This is a genomic window from Pseudomonas sp. VI4.1 (assembly GCF_002029345.1).
GTDB lineage: Bacteria > Pseudomonadota > Gammaproteobacteria > Pseudomonadales > Pseudomonadaceae > Aquipseudomonas.
Genome location: NZ_MULM01000153.1, coordinates 1 through 21,076 on the forward strand (window position 1 = coordinate 1; position 21,076 = coordinate 21,076).

General features: G+C 62.2%; 16 protein-coding genes and 4 pseudogenes. 13 read left to right on the forward strand and 7 right to left on the reverse strand.

Annotated features, from left to right (window positions below; all coding sequences use genetic code 11):
- The 3 genes and pseudogenes from BZ163_RS15385 to BZ163_RS15395 form a co-directional block, all read right to left on the reverse strand.
- A pseudogene (locus BZ163_RS15385) lies at positions 1 to 1,051 on the reverse strand (DUF3300 domain-containing protein); the annotation flags it as partial.
- A 151-nt stretch (positions 1,052 to 1,202) separates the two neighbouring features.
- Positions 1,203 to 1,637: a GFA family protein gene (locus BZ163_RS15390; protein ID WP_128871619.1), complete on the reverse strand. Its 435-nt coding sequence runs from the start codon at positions 1,635 to 1,637 to the stop codon at positions 1,203 to 1,205.
- 72 nt (positions 1,638 to 1,709) lie between these two features.
- Positions 1,710 to 2,652 (reverse strand): annotated as a pseudogene (locus BZ163_RS15395) (carbon-nitrogen hydrolase family protein).
- Positions 2,653 to 2,755: 103 nt separating this feature from the next.
- On the opposite strand from BZ163_RS15395, the pseudogene BZ163_RS15400 reads away from it, so the two are divergent.
- Both BZ163_RS15400 and BZ163_RS15405 read left to right on the forward strand, forming a co-directional pair.
- Positions 2,756 to 3,445, forward strand: a pseudogene (locus BZ163_RS15400) (winged helix-turn-helix transcriptional regulator).
- Between the two features lie 381 nt (positions 3,446 to 3,826).
- Entirely contained in the window at positions 3,827 to 4,972 is a 1,146-nt protein-coding gene (locus tag BZ163_RS15405; protein ID WP_128871620.1) for an AraC family transcriptional regulator, read from the forward strand.
- Positions 4,973 to 5,004: 32 nt separating this feature from the next.
- Here the strand turns inward: BZ163_RS15405 and BZ163_RS15410 are convergent, their stop codons facing one another.
- Positions 5,005 to 5,901, reverse strand: a complete 897-nt coding sequence (locus tag BZ163_RS15410; protein ID WP_128871621.1) for a LysR substrate-binding domain-containing protein — start codon at positions 5,899 to 5,901, stop codon at positions 5,005 to 5,007.
- A 222-nt stretch (positions 5,902 to 6,123) separates the two neighbouring features.
- Here BZ163_RS15410 and BZ163_RS15415 point away from each other — a divergent pair, with 222 nt between their 5' ends.
- The 11 genes and pseudogenes from BZ163_RS15415 (at position 6,124) to BZ163_RS15460 (ending at position 18,994) form a co-directional block, all read left to right on the forward strand.
- The gene (locus tag BZ163_RS15415) at positions 6,124 to 7,200 is read left to right on the forward strand and encodes an ABC transporter substrate-binding protein (protein ID WP_224790954.1); all 1,077 of its coding nucleotides are present in this window, start codon (positions 6,124 to 6,126) and stop codon (positions 7,198 to 7,200) included.
- Positions 7,201 to 7,269: 69 nt separating this feature from the next.
- Positions 7,270 to 8,344 (forward strand): annotated as a pseudogene (locus BZ163_RS15420) (ABC transporter ATP-binding protein).
- Positions 8,331 to 9,203 (forward strand): ABC transporter permease, encoded by an 873-nt coding sequence (locus tag BZ163_RS15425; protein WP_128871622.1) that lies wholly within the window; start codon positions 8,331 to 8,333, stop codon positions 9,201 to 9,203. Before BZ163_RS15420 ends, BZ163_RS15425 begins: the two are co-directional and overlap by 14 nt.
- 6 nt (positions 9,204 to 9,209) lie before the next feature.
- Positions 9,210 to 10,007, forward strand: a complete 798-nt coding sequence (locus BZ163_RS15430; RefSeq protein WP_128871623.1) for an ABC transporter permease — start codon at positions 9,210 to 9,212, stop codon at positions 10,005 to 10,007.
- Positions 10,004 to 11,146, forward strand: a complete 1,143-nt coding sequence (locus BZ163_RS15435; RefSeq protein WP_128871624.1) for an FAD-binding oxidoreductase — start codon at positions 10,004 to 10,006, stop codon at positions 11,144 to 11,146. Before BZ163_RS15430 ends, BZ163_RS15435 begins: the two co-directional genes overlap by 4 nt.
- A complete protein-coding gene (locus tag BZ163_RS15440; RefSeq protein WP_128871625.1) occupies positions 11,136 to 11,489 on the forward strand; it encodes a (2Fe-2S)-binding protein in 354 nt (117 codons plus the stop codon). Before BZ163_RS15435 ends, BZ163_RS15440 begins: the two co-directional genes overlap by 11 nt.
- Positions 11,486 to 11,881 carry an FAD-dependent oxidoreductase gene (locus BZ163_RS35660; RefSeq protein WP_256579038.1) on the forward strand — a complete coding sequence of 132 codons (396 nt, stop codon included), beginning with the start codon at positions 11,486 to 11,488 and terminating at the stop codon, positions 11,879 to 11,881. The genes BZ163_RS15440 and BZ163_RS35660 overlap by 4 nt, the downstream gene beginning before the upstream one ends.
- Positions 11,836 to 12,861, forward strand: coding sequence for an NAD(P)/FAD-dependent oxidoreductase (locus tag BZ163_RS15445; RefSeq protein WP_256579039.1), 1,026 nt, complete (start codon positions 11,836 to 11,838; stop codon positions 12,859 to 12,861). Before BZ163_RS35660 ends, BZ163_RS15445 begins: the two co-directional genes overlap by 46 nt.
- Complete coding sequence (locus tag BZ163_RS15450; protein ID WP_128871626.1) at positions 12,854 to 14,032, forward strand: FAD-binding oxidoreductase; 1,179 nt, start codon at positions 12,854 to 12,856, stop codon at positions 14,030 to 14,032. Before BZ163_RS15445 ends, BZ163_RS15450 begins: the two co-directional genes overlap by 8 nt.
- A 12-nt stretch (positions 14,033 to 14,044) precedes the next feature.
- The gene (locus tag BZ163_RS15455; RefSeq protein WP_224790959.1) at positions 14,045 to 14,395 is read left to right on the forward strand and encodes a RidA family protein; all 351 of its coding nucleotides are present in this window, start codon (positions 14,045 to 14,047) and stop codon (positions 14,393 to 14,395) included.
- Positions 14,396 to 14,713: 318 nt separating this feature from the next.
- The gene (locus tag BZ163_RS15460) at positions 14,714 to 18,994 is read left to right on the forward strand and encodes a cytochrome P450 (RefSeq protein WP_168187371.1); all 4,281 of its coding nucleotides are present in this window, start codon (positions 14,714 to 14,716) and stop codon (positions 18,992 to 18,994) included.
- 57 nt (positions 18,995 to 19,051) lie between these two features.
- Here BZ163_RS15460 and BZ163_RS15465 read toward each other — a convergent pair whose 3' ends face one another.
- From BZ163_RS15465 to BZ163_RS15475, 3 genes are all read right to left on the reverse strand, one after another.
- On the reverse strand, positions 19,052 to 19,456 hold the full coding sequence (locus BZ163_RS15465) for an RES family NAD+ phosphorylase (protein WP_256579040.1): 405 nt from the start codon (positions 19,454 to 19,456) through the stop codon (positions 19,052 to 19,054).
- 39 nt (positions 19,457 to 19,495) lie between these two features.
- Positions 19,496 to 19,945, reverse strand: coding sequence for an antitoxin Xre/MbcA/ParS toxin-binding domain-containing protein (locus tag BZ163_RS15470; RefSeq protein ID WP_128871629.1), 450 nt, complete (start codon positions 19,943 to 19,945; stop codon positions 19,496 to 19,498).
- A 104-nt stretch (positions 19,946 to 20,049) separates the two neighbouring features.
- On the reverse strand, positions 20,050 to 21,063 hold the full coding sequence (locus BZ163_RS15475) for a proline racemase family protein (RefSeq protein ID WP_128871630.1): 1,014 nt from the start codon (positions 21,061 to 21,063) through the stop codon (positions 20,050 to 20,052).
- Between the last annotated feature and the right edge of the window lie 13 nt (positions 21,064 to 21,076).

Below are 21,076 nucleotides of genomic sequence, written 5' to 3' on the forward strand. Positions count from 1 at the left end.
CGCGCTCGGAGGCCCGCACCGGATCGCGGCCGCGGAAAGCGTCGCGCTGTTCGCTGCCGGCCAGACGCCGGCTATTCTGCTCGCGGTTCACACTATCGCGGTAGGGTACGCCGTCACGGTTGATCGAGTTGTGTTTCCAATTGTTCTGGTTGGCGTTGATCTGGCGGTTGGTGTTGATGTTGTTGTAGCGGTTGACCGTCGATGTCGATGTCGCCGCAGGCCCCAGTCGCAGTCGCCCCAGAGCGAGTCGACGATAGCCACGCCAGCGCCGAAGGCGAGGCCGGCGGCGAGCGCGGTGCCGAGGTAGTAACCCGGCGGTGGCGGGTAGTACGCCGGCGGGTAGGACGGATAGGCCCAGGTGCCGTAGACCACGCTCGGGTTGTAGCTCGGCACGTAGACGGTCTGCGGCTGGGCCGGCTCGATGATGATGGTCTGGGTGGCCGCAGGTTGCTGCACCACCACGGTCGAATTGGTCGGTGCCGGTGCCGGTGCCGGCACGGCGGGCTGCACGGTGACGCGCTGTTGCGCGTTGGATTCGAGGTGGCCGGCGGCTTGCGCCTGGCGACGCAGGCGTTGTACCGAATCCATCACGGCGTTGGGCTGCGCGAGGAAGGCGTCGCCCACGCGCTGTACCCAGGCCGGATCCTGACCCAGCATCACCAGCGCTGCCGGGAAGGCGACCAGCGATTGCACGCTCGGATCCCAGGGTTCATTCGCCACTTGCCGCACCGCGGCGTCACCGCTGCTGTCGGGTGCGCTTGGACCAGGCCACCGCGTCGGCGACATCGCCCGGATAAGTCGCCGCCATCAGGACTTGGGCCAGTAACGAGTCCGGAAACAAGGCCAGCGGCGCCAGCATCTGGTCGAGTTCTTCCGGCTTGAAGACCGCCTCGGCCGGTGCAGTCGGTTCGGGTGCGGGCGCAGCGCCTGCGGCACCGGCCTCGGGGGTGGCGGCCAATGCCTGGGTGATGAAGAACCCGCCCTCGTCCGAACCGCCGGGCAAAGACAGCACGGTGAGCAGGATTGCGCTGAAGCAATAGCTAACACGCATGACGCTTCTCCCGGGGGAAGAAAAAGCGAGACGGGGTCGCAGCGGCTACCGCTGGCGAGGCTGGATGCTGTAAATCATAGCCGGGCACAGCGCGGGCGTAGTGAATTATTCGGATGGGTCACTGATCGCCCGCACGCCGACCTTGCCCGCGCTATTCGGCCAGGCTGATGCCCGATCCCCCCAATTCCGTGGGGACATCCTTCAGCTTGGGCAACCCATCCTTGATGCGCAGCACGGTCTCCTGATAGTGCACGTGAACGCCTGGCGAGTAGGCGAGCTCCGGGATCAGCGCGGCATACACGTCGATCAGCCCCATCCCCGGGTGTTCGGTGAAGAGGTGCCCGCCGCACGTCTTGCACCACTTGCGGTAACTCTGCGCTGTCTTGTTGTAGGTGCCGATATTGTCGGCCCCCCGAGTCACTTGCAGCGCCTCGGGTTTCCACAGGGTGAAGGCATTCACTGGCCCTGCCGACCAGTGCCGACAGGATTCGCAGTGGCAATAGCCCATCGCGGCGGGCTCGCCGCGGACGGTGAATTCGACTGCGCCGCAAAAACAACTGCCCTGGTACGACCGTTCATTGTTCATTGCATGACTCCTCGATCATTGGTCAAGCGATACCGCCGCAGAGGGCATGGATCGCCGGAACCTTGCCTGACTTCACTCGTCGATGTAGCGCACCGCTGTCGCCGGCGTGCGTCGTACCTGCAGCTCGAAAATATCCGGACGCGCGTAGTGCCCGGTGACGTCGAGCGCCCGTCGCGCGGGTGCCACGAGTGCGACGTCGATGTCCGCATACAGAATGCCTGCCTCCCGGTGCAACGGACCGGCCACGACCCGGCCTTGAGGACTGACCACCACCGAGTCGCCGTCGTTGATCCATTCGTCCGGATCGGCAAACAGCTGCGCACGGGCCGGAAAGTCGTCGGGGATGTCACTGCCGCGCAGTACGGTGCCGCTGCCGAGCACCCAACAGCGGCCTTCGAGTGCGATGTGGCGCAGGGTGCTGATCCAGCCGTCGCCCGTGTCGTAGGTGGGGGCGACGTAGATCTCCACCCCTTGGGCATACAGGGAATAGCGGGCCAGCGGCATGTAGTTTTCCCAGCAGATGAGCGTACCCACGCGGCCGACCGGTGTATCGACCGTGCGCAACCCGGATGCATCACCGAAGCCATGCACCATGCGCTCGGGATTGGTTGGCATCAGCTTGCGGTGGCGGTTGAGCACTTCGCCGTCGGGGCCGATTACGACTACGCTGTTGTAGAGCGTACCGCCGCCATTGCGCCGGTCGCATTCATCGATACCGCACACGATCGTCACGGCGTGAGCGCTGGCGGCCTCGCACAACGGGCTGAGGTCACCGTTCGCGATATCGACGGCGTTGGCCAGCAGCCGCGTGTGCAACTGGCCCATGACAGCCCCGTCCTTTCCAGCCGCCAGCCGCCAGATCCATGACGGGTAACCTGGTATGAAGGATTCGGGCAAAACGATCAGCGAGGCGCCCGCCGCCGCAGCTTCGGCGACCGATTGCACGGCCCGGGCGATTGTCGCGCTGCGATCGAAGCAGCACGGGCGGGCGCTGAATGATGGCTACCTTGGTCATGGCGTTCTCCTTTAGCGATTGGCTTGCGAAGGCTTCAGCGTGCGCGTGGGAAAGTCCCGGGGCCAGTTCAGAATCTGAAGCGTTGCAGTTGCGGAGTCCGCTGATGGAAGAGAACTATGGTCAGTTTTGCACGGTCGCGCGCGGTGCGCAGGCCCTGTGCGAGCGCTGGACACCTTTGGTCGGTGCGCGAGCTGCTGTGCGGCAGCAAGCGCTTCAACGAACTGCACCGCGGCGTGCCCCGGATGTCCACCGGCCTGCTGGCCCAGCGGCTGCGCCACCTGGAAGAAATCGGCGTGGTGCATCGCACGGCCGCCGGCAAAGTCTGGGAGTACAGCCTGACCGAGGCGGGCGAGGAATTGCGCCCGATCATCATGGCGCTGGCCATTGGGGCGCGCGCTGGATCGGCAGTCGCCTTCGTGAAGACGAACTCGACGCGGGCCTGCTGATGTGGGACGTGCGCCGGTTCGTGCGCATCGAAACCTTCCCGTCCCGACCGGTGGTGATCCATTTCAATTTCCGCGACGCGCGGCCCGGCGAGCGAGTGTGGTGGCTCGTGGTCGAAGCGGGAGTGGCAGACCTGTGCCGCGACGACCCCGGTCGCGAACTGACGCTCGACGTGGACTCCAGCGTGCGCGCGCTGACCGAGGTGTGGACCGGCGACCGCACTCCGCAGGAGGTGCTTCAGTCGAAAGAGCTGCGGGTCGACGGCGCCGCGCAGGATGCGCAAAACCTGTGGCGCTGGCTGGGCACTAGCGCGTTTGCCGGGACTCGCAGCGCTGCGCGCCAGCCCTGATCTTTGGGTCTTCTCGGGATCGCTGGGAGGCAAGATCAAAAGATCGCAGCCTCGCTTCGCGAGACAGCTCCTACGGGGGGATGCGTTCACGTGGAGCCAGGGATGTTTTCAGGTGGAGCCAGTTCGGATTTGTACACAGTCAATCAATCAAATCCGCCGATTATCGAACTTTTTTTCGAGCAGGCTCGCTTCAAAAAAGCCGTCTGGATCGCTGATTGTGGCTTATTTTGGCGACATCGGGATTTCGGGTCTACGCTGGCCGTGGGTCGTCTTTGACATCAAGCATAACGGCCTTGTAATGAATGGCCATTAAGATGAATTTCACAGCAAATTCAATGGTTCACGAAAGAAAGCGTGGTTCAACAGGTTTTTGAGGTCGTCATGTATAGAGTGGGTACAGGCTATACCAATGTGTTGGTGAATACGCTCTCGGCTGAAGGCTTGGATGTGATCGAATTATCCCGGGAAGCGGGGCTGAATCTGGCAGTTCTGAGCCAGCAGCATGCCTTCTATGAACGAAGTGTCATCTACCGTCTTTGGGCGTTGGCAGCGCAGGCGTCTGGTGATGCGAATATTGGACTGAAAGCCTACGACCATGTACATCCGGGTAACTTCCAGGTCGTGGGGTACTCGATGATGTCCAGCATGAACCTGAAGCGGGCGCTCGAACGCCTGGTGCGTTTCAGCCCATTGATCAGCTCTGGCCTCAGCCTGTTTTTGGGGCAGGAAGGGCAGAATTTCCGACTGGCCGGGCTGGATCACCAATGCGACTCGGTCAAGCCGCGGCAGTACAGCGATGCCGGACTCGCGTCGCTGCTGGGATTCTGTAATTGGCTGACGGGCGGCAGGTTGCCGAAACCGTTACGCGTGGAGTTTACCTATCCGGAGCCTGAAGACATCTCGGAGCATCAGCGGCTGTTTGGCAATGAACTGCGTTTCGGGGCGGCCTACGACAGCATCCTGTTCGATGGCCAGGAGCTTCTGCGTCCGTTGAGCATGGCCAACGAGTCGCTGGCTGTACTGCATGACAGTTTTGCCGAAGCTCAGCTGGACCAGCTGTACGGCTTCACCATTGTCTGCAGGATTCGGGCATTGATCACCGAACGCCTGAGTCAGGGGCAGGGGCAGTGTGATATGGAATCGATAGCCACTGCGCTGAACATCAGCAAGCGCACGTTGCAACGGGCACTGGAGAAGGATGGCGCGCAGTTCAAGGACGTGCTCAACGATGTGCGTCGGCAGTTGGCCGACTTCTACCTGCGGTATTCCCATTTCAATATGAAGCACGTGACCCACGCGCTCGGGTTCCACGACCATAGCAGTTTCCACAAAGCGTGCATCCGCTGGTTCGGCATGACGCCCGGTCAGTATCGAGTCGATGGCTCCGTGCAAAAGGTCAGAGACGGCAAGCTCCGTCTGGTCGGCCAGCCGTTGGCGATAGAAGGTGGTCATAAGTGGACACCTTTTACCGACACCCGGCGAATGGCAGGTGCGAGTCGACTCATGGCCATGGTCGCAACAATGTGAAATGACCGGAGGGGCGCAGGTTCGGCGTGCTTTTAAACGGCGTCGACAGCGTCCCTGTAATACCCCTTCAGCGTATCGACAAATTCCTCGGCCAGTCGCGTGCGGGTTGGCGCGCTCGGCCAGATCACGTAGGTCGGCAGCAGGATGTCCGGCCTGAACGGTCTGATCACGATGTCCCGATGCCGATAATCCTTGGCCACCAATGGGTGGGCGAGGGTGATGCCCATGCCCAGCGCGACCATTTCGCAATTGATTGCGCTGTACTGCGCTTCGACGGCCATCACCCGCTCGACGCCTGCCTGCTCGAACAAACCATCGACCAACGAGCGGGTGCCATCGCCATGACAGAGCGAAATGAACGGTTGCCCTTCGAGGTCGGCGAAGGTGATCTGCGCGCGTTCAGCCAGCGGGTGTGAGCGAGGCAACACGCACACGGCCGCTATCTCGGCGAGCAACTCGACCTGTTGGCTGTTGACGTCGCCGGGGTGCACCACGATGCCGATGTCGCAGAACTGCGATTTGACCCATTGCTCCACGGTGGGCGAGGAGTTCACGTGCAATGACACCGTGAGCTCCGGGCGAGTATCGGTGAAGTGTTTGATTACCCCGGGCAATACGCTCATGCCGGTCGAAGGCACCGCCGCGACGCGCAAGCGTCCGGTGCCCAGGTTGCGGATGTTCTTCGCCGAGTGCTTGAGGCTGTCGAGGCCGACATAGGCGCGTTCCACCTCATGAAAAAACGCCTGCCCCTCCTGCGTCGGGATCAGCCGCACGCCTGCGCGCTTGAACAGGGTCAGCCCGGTGCTCAGTTCCAGCTGGGCTATCAGCCGGCTGACGTTGGGCTGCGAGGTGTACAGCACTTCTGCCGCGGCGGTCATGGAGCCCAAGCGCATGACGCTGCGGAATGCTTCGATCTGCCTGAGGTTCATCCCGACCTTCCATATCAAATATGAATAACTAACCCGGATATTGTGATTTGACCACATGGATAGTGCCTCGCAATACTCCAGACCAGCAACCCATAGCGCACATGAAGATGCGCCATCCCGTGATGTATTCACCGGGAACATGCAGCGCGCTGCATGGCTTCGATTGACGCCGAAGCAACTGACGCATTGTTCGATCTGCCCCACGCACTTCGGAGATAGTCTGTGAATAACTATAAATCGACCTTGATCACGCCGTCGTTTCGCCCCCTGACCCGCATTGCCACTGCTGTCGCTGTCGCCCTTGTCGGGCTGGGCAGTGGCGCCGCGTTCGCCGAGCCGACGCTGTATGTCGCCGGAGTCGGCGGTTCCACCGAGCAGATGTACAAGACCAAAGTCATCCCCGCGTTCGAGAAGCAGCACAACGTCAAAGTGGTGTACGTCGCCGGCAACTCCACCGAAACCCTGGCCAAACTGCAAGCGCAGAAGGGGCGCCAGCAGATCAACGTCGCGATGATGGACGACGGGCCGATGTACCAGGCGCTGCAACTGGGCCTGTGCGAAAAACTCAGCGACGCACCGGTCTACAAGGACCTCTATCCGCTGGCTCGGCTCAGCCCTGAAGCGACCGGGGTCGGCGTGGTCGCCACGGGCATCGGCTACAACGAAGAGGCGTTCAAGAAGCGCGGCTGGGCCGCGCCGGACTCCTGGGAAAACCTCACCGACCCGCGCTACAAGCAACTGCTGGGCATGCCGCCGGTGACCAACACCTATGGCCTGCACACCCTGGTGGAAATGGCCCGCCTGCGCGGCGGTGGCGAAAAGAATATCGACCCGGGCTTCAAGGCGCTGAAAGACGAAATCGGCCCCAACGTCCTGGCCTGGGTCTCGGCGCCGGGCGAGATGGACGGCATGATGCAGAACGGCGACGTGGTCATGGCGGTGTACGGCAGCGGTCGTGCGGTGGCGTTGCAGGGCACCGGTTTTCCGCTGAAATTCATCTACCCGAAAGAGGGCGGCATCGCCTTGCAGATCGCCGCCTGCGGCATCACGCCCAACGCGCAGCCGGAACTGTCGCAGCAATTCATCCAGTACGTGCTGTCGCCTGAAGTGCAGACCATCCAGGCCCGGGAAAACGGCTTCGCCCCGGTCAATCAGACCGTCACCCTCGCACCGGACATCGCCGCGCGCATGCCCTATGGCCCGGAGAAGGTCAACGCGCTGATCAAGGTCGATTGGGACACGATCAACCAGCAGCGCAGCGAATGGACGACGCGCTGGAACCGCACGGTCGAACGCTAGCCGCGCACTGGCTCCGATCCTTCCCGACCTCTTTCTGGAGACGCAGGCCCGCGCCTGCGTGGCAAGCCCATGGCATTTCTCACCCTTGAAGGCATCGTCAAGACCTATGGCAGTTTCAGGGCCATCGACGGTTTGAACCTGGAAGTCCGCCACGGCGAATTCATCGCCTTGCTCGGCCCTTCCGGCTGCGGCAAGACCACCACCCTGCAATCCATCGCCGGCTTCGTCCAGCCCACCGAAGGGCGCATCGTCCTCGATGGGCGCGACATCACCCATGTGCGTCCCGAGCAGCGCGGCCTGGGCATCGTCTTTCAAAGCTACGCGTTGTTCCCGCACATGACGGTGGCGCAGAACATCAGTTTCGGCCTGGAGATGCGCGGCGTGCCCAAGGCCGAGCGCAGCAAGCGCATCGATGAAGCGCTGGACCTGGTGCGCCTTGGCGGTCTCGGCGAGCGTTATCCCAAGGCGCTGTCCGGCGGGCAGCGGCAACGGGTCGCCATCGCCCGGGCCCTGGCGATTCGACCGAACCTGTTGCTGCTCGACGAGCCCATGTCCAACCTCGACGCCAAGCTGCGCGAAGAGATGCACATCGAATTGCCGGGCGATCCAGCGCGACCTGGGCATCACCACGATTCTGGTGACCCACGACCAGGTCGAGGCCATGACCATGAGCGACCGCATCGCCGTGATGCAAAAAGGCCGGATCGTGCAGATCGATACGCCCTACGAAGCCTACGAACGGCCGCACTCGCCATTCGCCTCGGCGTTCCTGGGCAAGACCAACGCCTTCGCCGGCGCGGTGCAAACCCGCAACGATCGGTGCTGCCATGTGCAGGTCAAGGACACGCTGTTGCACGTGCCCCACGAAGATCGCTCCCTGGGCAACGACGTCAACGTCTATATCCGTCCGGAAAAAATCCGCCTGACCCAGCTGGGCACGGGCCGTTTGATCGGGCGCGTGCGCTTGCGGGTGTTCCTCGGCAACCTGTGGCTGATCGCGGTGGAAACCAGCTTCGGCGTGGTGCACATGACCCAGCCCAACCTGGGCACGCCACCGCCGGATGAAAACAGTGAAGTCGGGTTGGACTGGTCCGACGACTACCTGCGCCTGCTGGATCGGGAGGTCGCCCATGGCCAGGTATGATGCCGAGCGCGTCGGTGTTGCGCCGTGGTTGCTCAGCGGTCCGGCGATGCTGGTGTTCGTCGCGCTGTTGCTGGTGCCGCTGCTGTTGACCGCGCTGCTGTCGCTCAACCTGTTCAGCGACACCGAAGGCGTGTTGCCGGTCTACAGCCTGGGCAATTACCTGGAAGTGTTCAAGGACGGCTACTTCCACGAAATCTTCCTGCGCACCGGCGGCATGGCGCTGGCGGTCACCGTCCTCTGCGTGCTGCTCGGGGTGCCGGAAACCATCATCATTGCGCGCATGGCGCCGCGCTGGCGTTCGATGTTTCTGCTGGTGGTGCTGGGGCCGCTGCTGATCTCGGTGGTGGTGCGCACGCTCGGCTGGGCGATCCTGCTGGGCAACAACGGCCTGATCAACGATGCCTTGCAGGCGTTGGGGATGACCGAACAGCCGGTGAAGATGCTGTTCACCCAGGTCGGCGTGATCATCGCCCTGACCCATGTGCTGGTGCCGTTCATGGTGATTGCCGTGTGGGCCACCCTGCAGCGCCTGGATCTGCAGGTGGAATGGGCCGGGTTGTCCCTTGGCGCGTCGCGCCTGACGGTGTTCCGCCGAATCATCCTGCCGCAGATCATGCCCGGCATTCTCTCCGGCTCGATCATTGTCTTCGCCCTGGCGGCGTCAGCCTTCGCGACCCCTGCGATCATCGGCGGGCGACGCTTGAAAGTGGTGGCGACGGCGGCCTACGACGAGTTCCTCGGCACCCTCAACTGGCCCCTCGGTGCCGCCATCGCGATGCTCCTGCTGGTCGCCAACCTGATCATCATCCTGGGTTGCAGCAAGCTGGCCGAGCGCCGCTTCAAGCAAGTCTTCGAGTAAGCCGCCATGCACAAGAACGGATTTTTCTCGCTGCTGTTCCATTTGCTCTTCATCACCTTCATCGTCGCGCCGCTGCTGGTGGTGATGGCGATGGCGTTCACCGACAAGGGCTACCTGTCGCTGCCCACCGACGGCCTGTCGTTGCGGTGGTTCCGGGCGTTGCTGGAGAACCAGGAGATGCTCGATGCGTTTTTCCTGTCGCTCAAGCTGGGCCTGGTCTCGGCCACCGTCGCCACGTTGCTGGCAGTCCCGGCGGCACTGGCGATCAGCCGTTACGAGTTTCCGGGGCGCGGCGCACTGACCGGTTTCCTGCTGTCGCCGCTGATGATTCCCTCGGTGGTGCTGGGCATTGCGTTCCTGCGGTTTTTCTCTATGGCGCAGATCGGCGGGTCCTTCTGGGCCCTGAGCATCACCCATGTGATCGTGGTGCTGCCCTATGCCTTGCGGCTGACGCTGGCCTCGACCATCGGCCTGGAGCGCGACATCGAACAGGCTGCCTTGTCCCTGGGGGCGCGGCGCTGGACCGCCTTTCACCGGGTGGTCCTGCCACGGATTCGCACCGGCGTGATCGGCGGCTGGATGCTGGCCTTCATCCAGAGCTTCGACGAACTGACCATGACCGTGTTCGTCGCCACGCCCGGCACCACCACCTTGCCGGTGGCCATGTACAACCAGATTTCCCAGACCATCGATCCGTTGATCACCGCCGTCTCCACGGTGCTGATCGTCGGCACCCTGGTGTTGATGCTGGTGCTGGATCGCATGGTCGGGCTGGATCGGGTATTGATCGGAGAAGGCAAATGAGCCAGGACAGACTCAAGGTCGTGCAGTCGGATGTGATTGTGGTCGGCGGCGGGCTGGTGGGCACGGCGGTGGCCTATGGCTTGGCCCGCAGCGGTGTCGACACCGTGGTGCTCGATCAGGGCGACGATGCGTTTCGTGCGTCCCGAGGCAATTTCGGCCTGGTCTGGGTCCAGGGCAAAGGCCATGACCTGCCGGATTACGCGCGCTGGACCCGCTCTTCGGCGAGCCGCTGGCCGGCGTTCGCGCAAGCGCTGCTGGCCGACAGCGGGGTCGACGTGCAGCTCAAGCAGCCCGGTGGTTTCCACATGTGCTTCAGCGACGAAGAACTGCTGGAGCGCCAGTCGCGATTGCAGATATTGCAGGATGCGCTGGGCGATTACCCGTACGAGATGCTGGACGCCGCCGAAGTGAAAGCGCGGTTGCCATTGATCGGACCCAAAGTGATCGGCGCCAGTTACACCCCGCAGGACGGCCACGTCAATCCGTTGAAACTGCTGCGGGCGCTGCATACCTCGGCGCAAGCCAAGGGCGCGCAGATGCATGGCGGCGTGCAGGTCGATCGCATCGACTGCGCCCCCGGCGAGTTTCGGGTCAAGGCCGGGCAGCGCAGTTTCGTCGCGCCACGCATAGTCCTGGCCGCCGGGCTGGGCAATGCGGCGCTGGCGCGGCAGGTGGGGCTGTATGCACCGGTGGCGCCCAATCGCGGACAGGTGTTGATCAGCGAACGGCTGCGGCCCTTTCTCGAATATCCGACCCTCAACGTCCGCCAGACCGACGAAGGCACCGTGCAGCTGGGGGATTCGATGGAGGAGGTGGGCTTCGATGACGGCACCTCCACCGAGGTTCTGGCCGCGATCGCCAGACGTGGTGTGGCGACCTTTCCCTTGCTGCGCGATGTGCGGCTGGTGCGGGCCTGGGGCGCATTGCGGGTGTTGAGCCCGGACGGCTTGCCCATCTACCAGCAATCCAGCGCGCACCCGGGCGCCTTCGTGGTCACCTGCCACAGCGGCGTGACCCTGGCCGCCGCCCATGCCCTGCGCATCGCGCCGTGGATCATGGGCGGCGCTCGACCTGAGGAGCTTGAGGTGTTTTGCGGTGATCGTTTTCTAACTGACAAGGTGTTTTCACATGCGCACTGATCCGCTGTTTCAACCGGTCATGAGTGAGGTCAGGGCGACGCGGACGGTGAGCCTGACCTTCAACGATCAACCGCTGAACGTGCCCGCCGGCATCAGCGTCGCGGCGGCCTTGCTGATGTCCGGCATCAGCCGCTTTCGCGCCACGCCGGTCAGCGAGTCGCCCCGGGCGCCGTACTGCATGATGGGCGTGTGCTTCGAATGCCTGGTGGAGATCGACGGTGTTCCCAACCGCCAGAGCTGCCTGATCGAAGCGGTTGACGGCATGCGTATCCGTTCCCAGGAAGGGGCTCGGGATTTGATCTATCAACCGCTGAATGTCCAGGTCGTGGAGGTGCAGTCATGAACCGTGAAAGCGTGGAGGTGGTGGTGATTGGCGCCGGCGCGGCCGGCATGGCGGCCGCGACGCGGATGGCCGGGATGGGCTTGCAGGTGGTGTTGCTGGATGAGCAGGGCAGCCCGGGTGGCCAGATTTACCGGGGTATCACCCTGGCGCCGCTGTCCCGCCGGGACCTGCTGGGGCCGGATTACGCCCACGGCAATCAGCTGGCCCAGGCCCTGGCCTCCTCGAGCGTGCGTTATGAAAAAGGCGCGTCGGTGTGGCAAGTGACCCGGGAGCATCAGGTCAGCTACCTGCGCGAAGGTCGGCTGTATACCCTGGACGCCAAGGTGTGGTGCTGGCGACCGGCACCATGGAGCGGCCGTTTCCGATTGCCGGCTGGACCTTGCCCGGGGTGATGAGCGCCGGCGCGGCGCAGATCCTGCTGAAAAGCGCCGGCCTGGCCCCGAGCGAACCGGTGGTCCTGGCCGGTTGCGGCCCGCTCCTGTATTTGCTCGGCTGGCAGTACCTGCGGGCCGGCGTGACAATCAAGGCCCTGGTCGACACCACGCGGCCCGAAGATTACTGGCGTGCCCGCCGCCACCTGTTTGCCGCGCTGCGCGCCTGGCCGTATTTGCGCAAGGGACTGGAACTGATGCGCAGCTTGCGCAGTGCCGGGATCGCTCATCACACCGGTGCCGAACACCTGGCGGTGGAGGGCGAGGAGGCGGCCCGGGCGCTGACCTTCAGCGCCTCCGGCAAGGCGCAGCGCATCGACACCCGTTGTGTGCTGTTGCACCAGGGCGTGGTGCCGAATATCCAGTTCAGCCAGGCCTTGCGCGCCCGGCATGAGTGGGACCTGGATCAGCTGTGTTTCCGCCCGGTCACCGATGCCTGGGGCGAACTCGATGTGCCGGGGGTCTACGTTGCCGGCGACGGTGCCGGCATCGGTGGCGCCCAGGCAGCGGCAGTGCAGGGGCAGCTGGCGGCACTGGGGATTGCCGCGCAGCTCAAGCGCATCAGCAACGCCGAGCGTGATAACCAGGCCCGGCCGTTGCGCGTACAACTGGAGGCCAACCTGCGGATTCGGCCGTTTCTCGACGCGCTGTATCAACCAAAGGAACCCAATCGCATTCCGGCCGATGAAGTGATGGTCTGCCGCTGCGAAGAAGTGACGGCGGGTGAACTGCGCAGCTTTGTCGCCCTGGGTTGCGCCGGTCCGAATCAGGCCAAGTCATTCGGTCGTTGTGGCATGGGGCCGTGTCAGGGGCGCCTGTGCGGCCTGACCGTGACCGAAGTCATTGCCAAGGCCCGCGGCGTATCGGCGGCGGAGGTGGGGTATTACCGCATTCGTCCGCCGATCAAGCCCATCACCTTGGGGGAACTGGCCGGTGAGTGAGTCGAGCAAGCGCCAGGCCGACGTGCTGGTGATCGGCGGTGGCATCCATGGCCTGAGCACCGCGTTGTACCTGGCGCAAGCGGGGGTCAAGGTGACCGTGCTGGAAGCGGAGTATTGCGGGCGCCATGCCTCCGGCGTCAATGCCGGTGGCGTACGCACCCTGGGCCGACACGTTGCGGAAATTCCCTTGGCCCTGGCCTCGCGCGATCTGTGGCATGAGCTGAAAAATACTCTGGGCGACGACGGCGGTTTTGTCCCCAGCGGCCAGCTCAAGCTGGCGGAGAGCCAGGCCGATCTGCAGGAGTGCCGGCTGCGGGTCGAACAACTGCAGGCGCTGGGTTTCAGCCATGAAGTGTTGGTCGATCAACAACAGGTATTCGACACAGTGCCGACCGTGGCACGGCATGTGACGGGCGGTATCTGGGTCAAGGACGATGGTTATGCGGTGCCGTTCAAGACCGTCACCGCGTTTCGCCTGGCTGCGCAACAGCGCGGGGTGCGGATTCACGAAAACACCCCGGCGCAACGGATCGAGCAGACCGGAACCCAGTGGCGGGTGAGCACAGCCGCAGGCCATTTCAGCGCCGAGCACTTGGTGGTCACGGCGGGCGCCTGGGCCGGAGGGCTGGCGGCGCAGATCGGCGAGCCCGTGCCCGTGCACCCGGAAGGCCTGATGCTGATGGTCACCCATCGCGTTGCGCCGTTCTGTGTCCCGGTGCTGGGTGCCACATCACGCGCACTGTCGTTCAAACAGTTCGCCAATGGTACGGTAGTGATCGGCGGCAAGCTGGTCGGCTCCCTGGATTTTCTCGCGCGCCATGGCGAGGTCGAGATGGAACGCCTGGGCAGCAGCGCGCGCACGGTCACCGACTTGTTTCCGCATTTGCGACACTTGGGCGTCAACCGCGTCTGGGCCGGGGTCGAAGCCTTCACCGCCGATGACCTGCCGGTGATCGGCGCCAGTCGCAAGGCCAGTAACCTGAGTTATTCATTCGGGTTTTGCGGCAGCGGCTTTCAGATGGGCCCCGGCACTGGTAAACGCCTGGCCCAACTGATTCTCGGCGAACACTCGGACATTTCACTGGAACCCTTCGCCATCGACCGTTTCAACCCGGCGGCCAGCGCGCCGCCGGGATCTTTTCAATCCGCTTCAACCATCGCACACCCATAAGGAGTTCACATGCTGGAAATCAAACGCATCGAAACCAATCAACGCATGAGCCGCGTCGTTCAATGCAACGGCTTCACCTTTCTCGGCGGCCAGACCGCCACCGACCGCACCCAGGACATCAAGGGCCAGACCGCCCAGGTGCTGGCCAAGATCGACAATTTCCTGGCCCAGGCCGGCCTGGACAAAACCCGTATCCTCACCGCCCAGGTCTGGCTGTCGGACATCCAGGCCGACTTCGCCGGCATGAACGAGGTGTGGGACGCCTGGGCACCCGAAGGCCACGCGCCTGCCCGTGCCACCGTCGAATCGCGCCTGGCCGCGCCGGACCTGCTGGTGGAAATCACCGTGGTCGCGGCGGGCTGATCACCAGTGATCAATGGAGTGGACCGGGAGCACCGGTCCATTCCAGGTTCGCTGCCCCCTTGAGTTGAAGCGTGACTTGACTCGCCTGTCTGAAGGGCGCTGCGAGTCACTGTGCTCGCAGTTTGGCCACTGGCCTTTGGACACTTTGATTATTGATGGAATTTCAATTGGTTATAAAAAACTGTCAACTATGACAGTAGATCCAGAGCCGGCCCGGCGGCAACATGTAGTCACCAAGTTTGGCGTGCGAAGCATTCAAGTCATTGATTTTATGCTGGATGAATGCTTGGGCTCCTGACGATGGAATACGGAGGCTACATGGATAACGCCTATCCCTCGCTGGACGTTTACCTGCGTGAACGTGCTGGACAATCACCCGACAAACAGGTCCATATTTTCCTCGACAACGCCAATCAATCCGAGATTGGCTTCAGCTACGCCGAGCTCGACCGTCGGGCCCGAGTCATCGCGCAATCCCTGGACGAGCAGTTTGGGCAAGATACCAGGGTGTTATTGCTATTCTGGCCCGGGCTCGATTTTATTGCCGCCCTGCACGGCGCCCTGTACGCCGGGGCCACCGCTATTCCCGCCTATCCGCCAGAGCCTTCCCGGATCGAGCGTACCTTGGCACGCCTCATGACCATCGTCGCCGATGCAGCCCCTGCGGTGGTACTCACCAGCAGCACGATTCTTGAGCTGGCAAAGCCCATGCTGGCCTTCGCCCCTCAATTAGCGAAACTGCCATGGCTGGCCGTCGACACCCTGTGCCAGGGTGAGACTTCCCCTATGTTCAAAGCACTGGGGCTAACGCCCCGGCACCCGGCGATTATCCAATATACTTCAGGCTCTACATCAAGGCCCAAGGGGGTCATCCTGAGTCATGGCAACATCATTGCCAACATGCGGATGATCCAGGCAGAAATGGAAGCGCAAGTCGAACAAGGACCTGATCGTACGGTGGTCTCCTGGACCCCGTTTTATCATGACCTCGGCCTGATGGGTGGGGTCCTGCTCCCGGTCATCAGTGGCGGTCGCTCCGTACTTATGTCGCCTCTGGACTTTATGCGTCGCCCGGCGGTCTGGTTGTCGACGATCAGCCGATACCGCGCCACCGATACATTCGTTCCGAATTTCGCACTCGACATCGCTGTACGCAAAATTGTCGGGGTCGACCGAGATGCGCTCGACCTCAGCAGTCTCAGAAGCTGCATCGTGGGCGCCGAACCTGTGCGTCACGCCAGTGTTGAACGCTTTCTTCAGGCCTTTGGCAAACAAGGTTTGAGCAGAAACTGCATGGTGCCAGCGTATGGCTTGGCCGAAGCAGTGGTTGCCGTGGCCGCAGGTCCTGCCTCTGAGACACCGCGAACCCTTTTCATTGATGGCGAAGCCCTCAAGCATAATCGCTTCACGCCAGTCCAACCGTCCCATCCGCAAGCCATACCGTTCACCTCCTGTGGCAGGCCGTTGCACGACGTTCAGGTCAGCATCGTGCATCCGGACTCGCGCCAACTCGTGCAGGTGGGTGAGATTGGCGAAATATGGGTACGAGGCCCTCATGTGGCCACCGGTTACTGGAACAAGCCGGCCGATACCGAAGCCACATTCGCGGCCACCCTCGACCAGGACCCCAATCGCACCTGGCTGAGGACGGGGGACTTGGGCTGCCTGGAGGATGGTCATCTTTATGTCACCGGGCGGATCAAAGATCTGATCATCCTTCGCGGACGTAACTACTACCCCCAAGACCTTGAATTAGCGATTGAGCAGAGCCATGCCAGGATACGACCTGGAGCTGTGATCGTCTTTTCCTGTGAACGAGACACCCAGCAGCGGCTGACGATCATCGCTGAGGTAGACGCGCGTCATCTGCCCGATGAGACGGAGCGCCAGCAAACCCTTGCCTCTGTGCTGGATGCCATACGCTGTGCTCTGAGTGCCCATTCCCAGTTGCAAGCGCAGGACATCGTCTTGATCAAAACGGGCAGCATCGATAAGACCTCGAGCGGTAAGCTGGCACGCCAAGCCTGCCAGAAACGTTACCTGAAGCAGCAACTTGAGGTCGAACAGGCCTGGGAGCTCAGTCCTGTGGCTTTCGACGAAACGTTGACCTTAATGGGCAATGACGCTGACAGTCGATTCGCCCTGATCGACCACATCGCCAAGGAAATAGTGCGTTTGACAGGCGGTGGTCGGCCTTCGGAGGATACCAGGCTGGACGACCTGGGACTCGACTCGCTCGTCGCGATGGACTTGACCAGCTATCTGGAGCGAAGTCTCGGTATCACCATCCCGGTAACGACACTGGTAGGGACTACCACACTCGATGAACTGGCTGTTCGGCTGATCAAACAATATGAGGCATCAGGCCACGAGACCGCTGGTTCCCAGCCCGGCACGCCAACGCCTCACGTCGCCGCAGAGGCCGTGCCTCTCAGTAACACTCGCACGAGCTGCGCATTTGCCTTGCGTGACTTGTCGTCATCCCCGCCACTGTTTTGCATCGGTGGGCTGGGTGGCACCGTTTCCTACCTTGTTGATCTTTGCACCGCGCTCGACAGCACACGACCTTTCATTGCGCTCCAGGCGCCAGGCACCAACGGTGCCGAACCGCCCCTGGGTTCGGTTGAGGAAATGTCTCGGCGCTATATCAACGAGATTCGCGCCATTCAGCCCTCGGGGCCCTACACGATTGCTGGCCACTCCTTCGGTGGCCTGGTGGCCTTTGAGATCGCACAACAGCTTGCAGAACGGGGGGAGCGTGTGGATCCCCTGTTATTACTTGACTCTTCCGCTGCACAGTACGAAGGCAGTCCGAGCGATGATGACGAGCTCATGGCGTTATTCGAGTTGCGCAACTCGTATCGGCGTATCTCCGGTGCCAGCGATGAGCCCGACGTTCTTGCGTCCATCATCTCGCTCGACCCGAATCAGCAACGCCAATTGTTGACCCAGGAGCTGGGAGCGCAGGCCGGACTATTGAACGGCTCGGCCATTGCCCACGTACTGCGCACATATCGCGCCGGCTACGCGGCAATGGAACAGTACCGGCCACGCCCCTATCCTGGTCCAGTCGTTTTGTTCAGGGCGACCGGCGGTTTTCCGGCCAGTGTCATGCATCCCGCTCGTCGCGTGCGCTTTCGCTTCGGGACGGACGCGCTGGGCTGGAATCAGTGGTGTCCGGCATTGCGTGTGATTGATGTTCCCGGAGACCACTTCAGCATGATCACCCGCCCGCATGTTCAAACCCTTGCTGCTGCAATAACCCAGCAAACGCAGACCGATGTGCGCTTTGATATCGGTCTGGATCGATTGATAGCGGCCAAAGGTAGCCGGACCACAGGACGCGCGATTGATTATTCATCTGCTGGCCTGAGCTTTGATCCCTACCACCCGACCTTCATCGAAGATCCCTATCCCATTCTTCATCAGATCCGCAAGCATGACCCCGTTCACCGTGATGCGCGGGGGCAGTGGTGGCTGACCCGGTTCGAGGACGTCTCCGCCGCCTTGCGCGACAAGCGCTTCTCCGCGGATTCGCGCAATGCCATTGGGGTAGAACTCGCACAGACACAGCCATCACTGCTCGGTGCCTGGTATCAACGCCGGGAAAGCATGCCCCTGACGCTTCTGTTCAACGAGTTCATGCTCTTCATCGACCCACCACGGCAACAATTGTTGCGGCAGGTCTTCGGCCCATTGTTCACTCGCGAAGCGATGCAGGGCTGGGAGCGCTATATCAGCGATTGTGTCGACGAGCACATCGCCGATATGTGTCTGCGCTCCACGCCCGATCTGATCCGCGATCTTGCGCTTCCCCTTCCGGTAAAAATAATGGCCGAGGTTCTCGGATTTCCTCGTGGGGATGCCAATTTACTGGTGCCTTGGGCACGAGATCTCGCCTTGGTGTTTGATCCACTGGTTTCCCATGAAGTTGTGCAACGTGCCAATCGCAGTGCCACCAGTTTCGCAACCTACCTGCGCGAACATTTGGGCAAGCAGATCGATGGGGCCGCCAAGCACGGCTGTGCACTGGACTTGAATGCGGCGCTGGACAATGGCATCACCATGGATGAGCTCATCTCCCACTACGCGCTCATTTTCACCGCCGGCTTCGAAACGTCAATGAGCATGCTCGGTAACAGCGCGTTGGCGTTGCTGCGCAACCCTGACCAACGCGACAGATTGCGTCAACATCCGGAGCTTGCGAAGGTCGCTGTCGATGAGTTTTTGCGCTTTGACAGCGCGGCCCGCAGTACAATTCGCTATGCACTGGAGGATGTTGAAATCGGTGGGCAACACATCAGGCGGGGTGACGCGGTCATTATGTCGATCGCGGCGGCCAATCGTGATCCCGCGATGTTTCCTGACCCTGACCGCCTGGATCTGGGCCGGGGCGCCAAGCAACACCTCGCTTTCTCCCATGGTGCGCATTACTGCCTGGGCGCTGAATTGGCCAGGCTTGAACTCGAGCATGTGATGCCGGCTCTCGCTCGTCGTGACATCAGGCTGGTACCTGGCGGCCTGGCTTGGCGTCAAAGCATTATTTTCCGCAACCTTGAGCGTATGAGAATCACGATCCGGAACACTGAAGTTAACTGAACCTATGTTCCGCGCTTCGCACTGCAATGGAGGCGTCCGAACACGCTGGCGTGCGGCTTACGTTTTCCTGATCAGTCGGTTGTCGAGCCTGAACGGCTCAGCGGTAATGATGGCCTTGACCGAGTCGAGGTGCATGGGGTTGAACAGGTAGTTCAGCGAATGCGGCATGATAGCGCTCGGTACCGGCAACAGCAGGGCAGGGCATCCTTTCAGGAATGCATCGCCAATGCCCTTGGTGTGGTTCGGCTCGAATTCCCAATCCGGCTTGAGTGCCGGGGCAGGGGCGAGGCTGATATCGTCGGGCACCTCGACTTTGAGCAACTGGAGCGTCTCCGGGAGGTCTTCCTGATCGATCTCAAGGTGTACCAGTATTTCGAGCATTGCACCGGCAGGTGTCCCCGCCAGATAGACCACCGGTCTCCCCGCCGTGTGCCAGCGCCCCCCCCGCGAGGATGCCGCCACGTCCGGTCAGATCCGCAAAAGCGCTGATTCGCCAAAAGATCAAAAGGCGTAGCCTTCGGCCAACTGGATCAGTGTTTCCTCAACCTGGCGTGTTCCCTGTACCGTCGACAGCATTGCCATTGGGCTACGGCCCGAAAACCGGTCCTTGGGTTTCGACAGCCAGCGTTTGGCTTTTTCATCGTTGCCAAATACAGCGTCTGCCATGGCGGTGATGTGGGCGGCGCGGAACAGGCGATCACTCTCGTCGACCGTGAGGTGCTGGTCTTTAGCCACCCGGGTCTTCAGCGTTTTCAAGGGGATGATCTGGTCGCGCTCCAGCGGCGTCAGTTCACCCTGTTCGCAGAGTGACACAAGACGGCCAGCCGCAAAGCCGATCTGGATGATGTCGTGGATTTCCAGGTCAGACGCATCGGTGGGAATTTGCAGCAAGGCGTGCAGCCGAGCGCGGTAGGCACCGTAGGCGGGTTCACGCATGATTTCAGCCAGCATGGCCTTCTCCTGGGACGGCGTTCACCGATTTAGTCGGCGTTTACCGAATTGTACCCGGTAAATGCGACTATGCGAGCGGTCTTGGGAAGTACCGGTTCAGCCCGTCAGTTGACGACGAAACCCGCCCCCACCGGATCATTGCGCTCGATAACCCAGCGCGAAGTCCCCAGGATGCTGGCCGTACCCTTGACGGTGGGGCGCACCGCGCGGGTGCCGTTGAGGTCGACTTCGCCCAGCAGGCAGCCTTCGAAGGTGCCGCTGCCCAGCAGGCCTTCGGACAGGATGGGTTGGTTCAGGCCCAGTTTGCCCCGGGCCTCGAACATGGCCATCATCGCGCTGGTGCCGGTGCCGCCGGGCGAGCGGTCGAGCTGGCCGGCGCTGATCACGTGCACGTTCTTGTAGAAGGCGCCTTCGATGGTTGCCGGGTGCCAGAAGGTGATGAAGTTGAGGTCGTTGATATGCGCCTCGGTGGGGTGCTGGATCTTCATCTGCCGGTTGATCTGCTCGCGTGCCAGCAGACCCAGGCGCGACAGTTCGCTGCCGTTGTCCGGGCTGATGCGCAGGGCGCAATCGGTGAGGTCGACGATGCCGAAGTAGTTGCCGCCCCAGACCAGGTCGGCCTTGAGGTCGCCATAACCGGGAAGACTGATCGGGATGTCCTGGGCGGCCACGTAGGCCGGCACGTTTTCGAAACGGGTCCAGAGCACGTTGTCACCTTCCGACGCCACCTCGGCCACTACCAGGCCGGCGGTGGTTTCAAAACGGATTTTGGTGATGCCATCGGCACCGCGCGGCACCAGGCCCAGGGCGACCATCGCCATGCTCACGGCAATGGTGCCGTGGCCGCACATGTGCGAATACACGCTGCCGTCCATATAGATCAGCCCGGCGTCGAACTCGCTGCTGGAAGGCGGGGTGAGAAACACCCCGAACATGTCCTTGTGGCCACGCGGTTCCTGCATCAGGGCCTTGCGCAGCCAGTCGTAGTTCTGCTCGAGAAAGGCGCGCTTGGCCAGGATGCTGGAGCCGGCGGGGTAGGGAATGCCGCTGTGGACGATGCACAATGGTTCGCCTTCGGTATGGGTATAGATGACATCGAACGTGTCTTGCATGCGCATGACGGAACTCCTG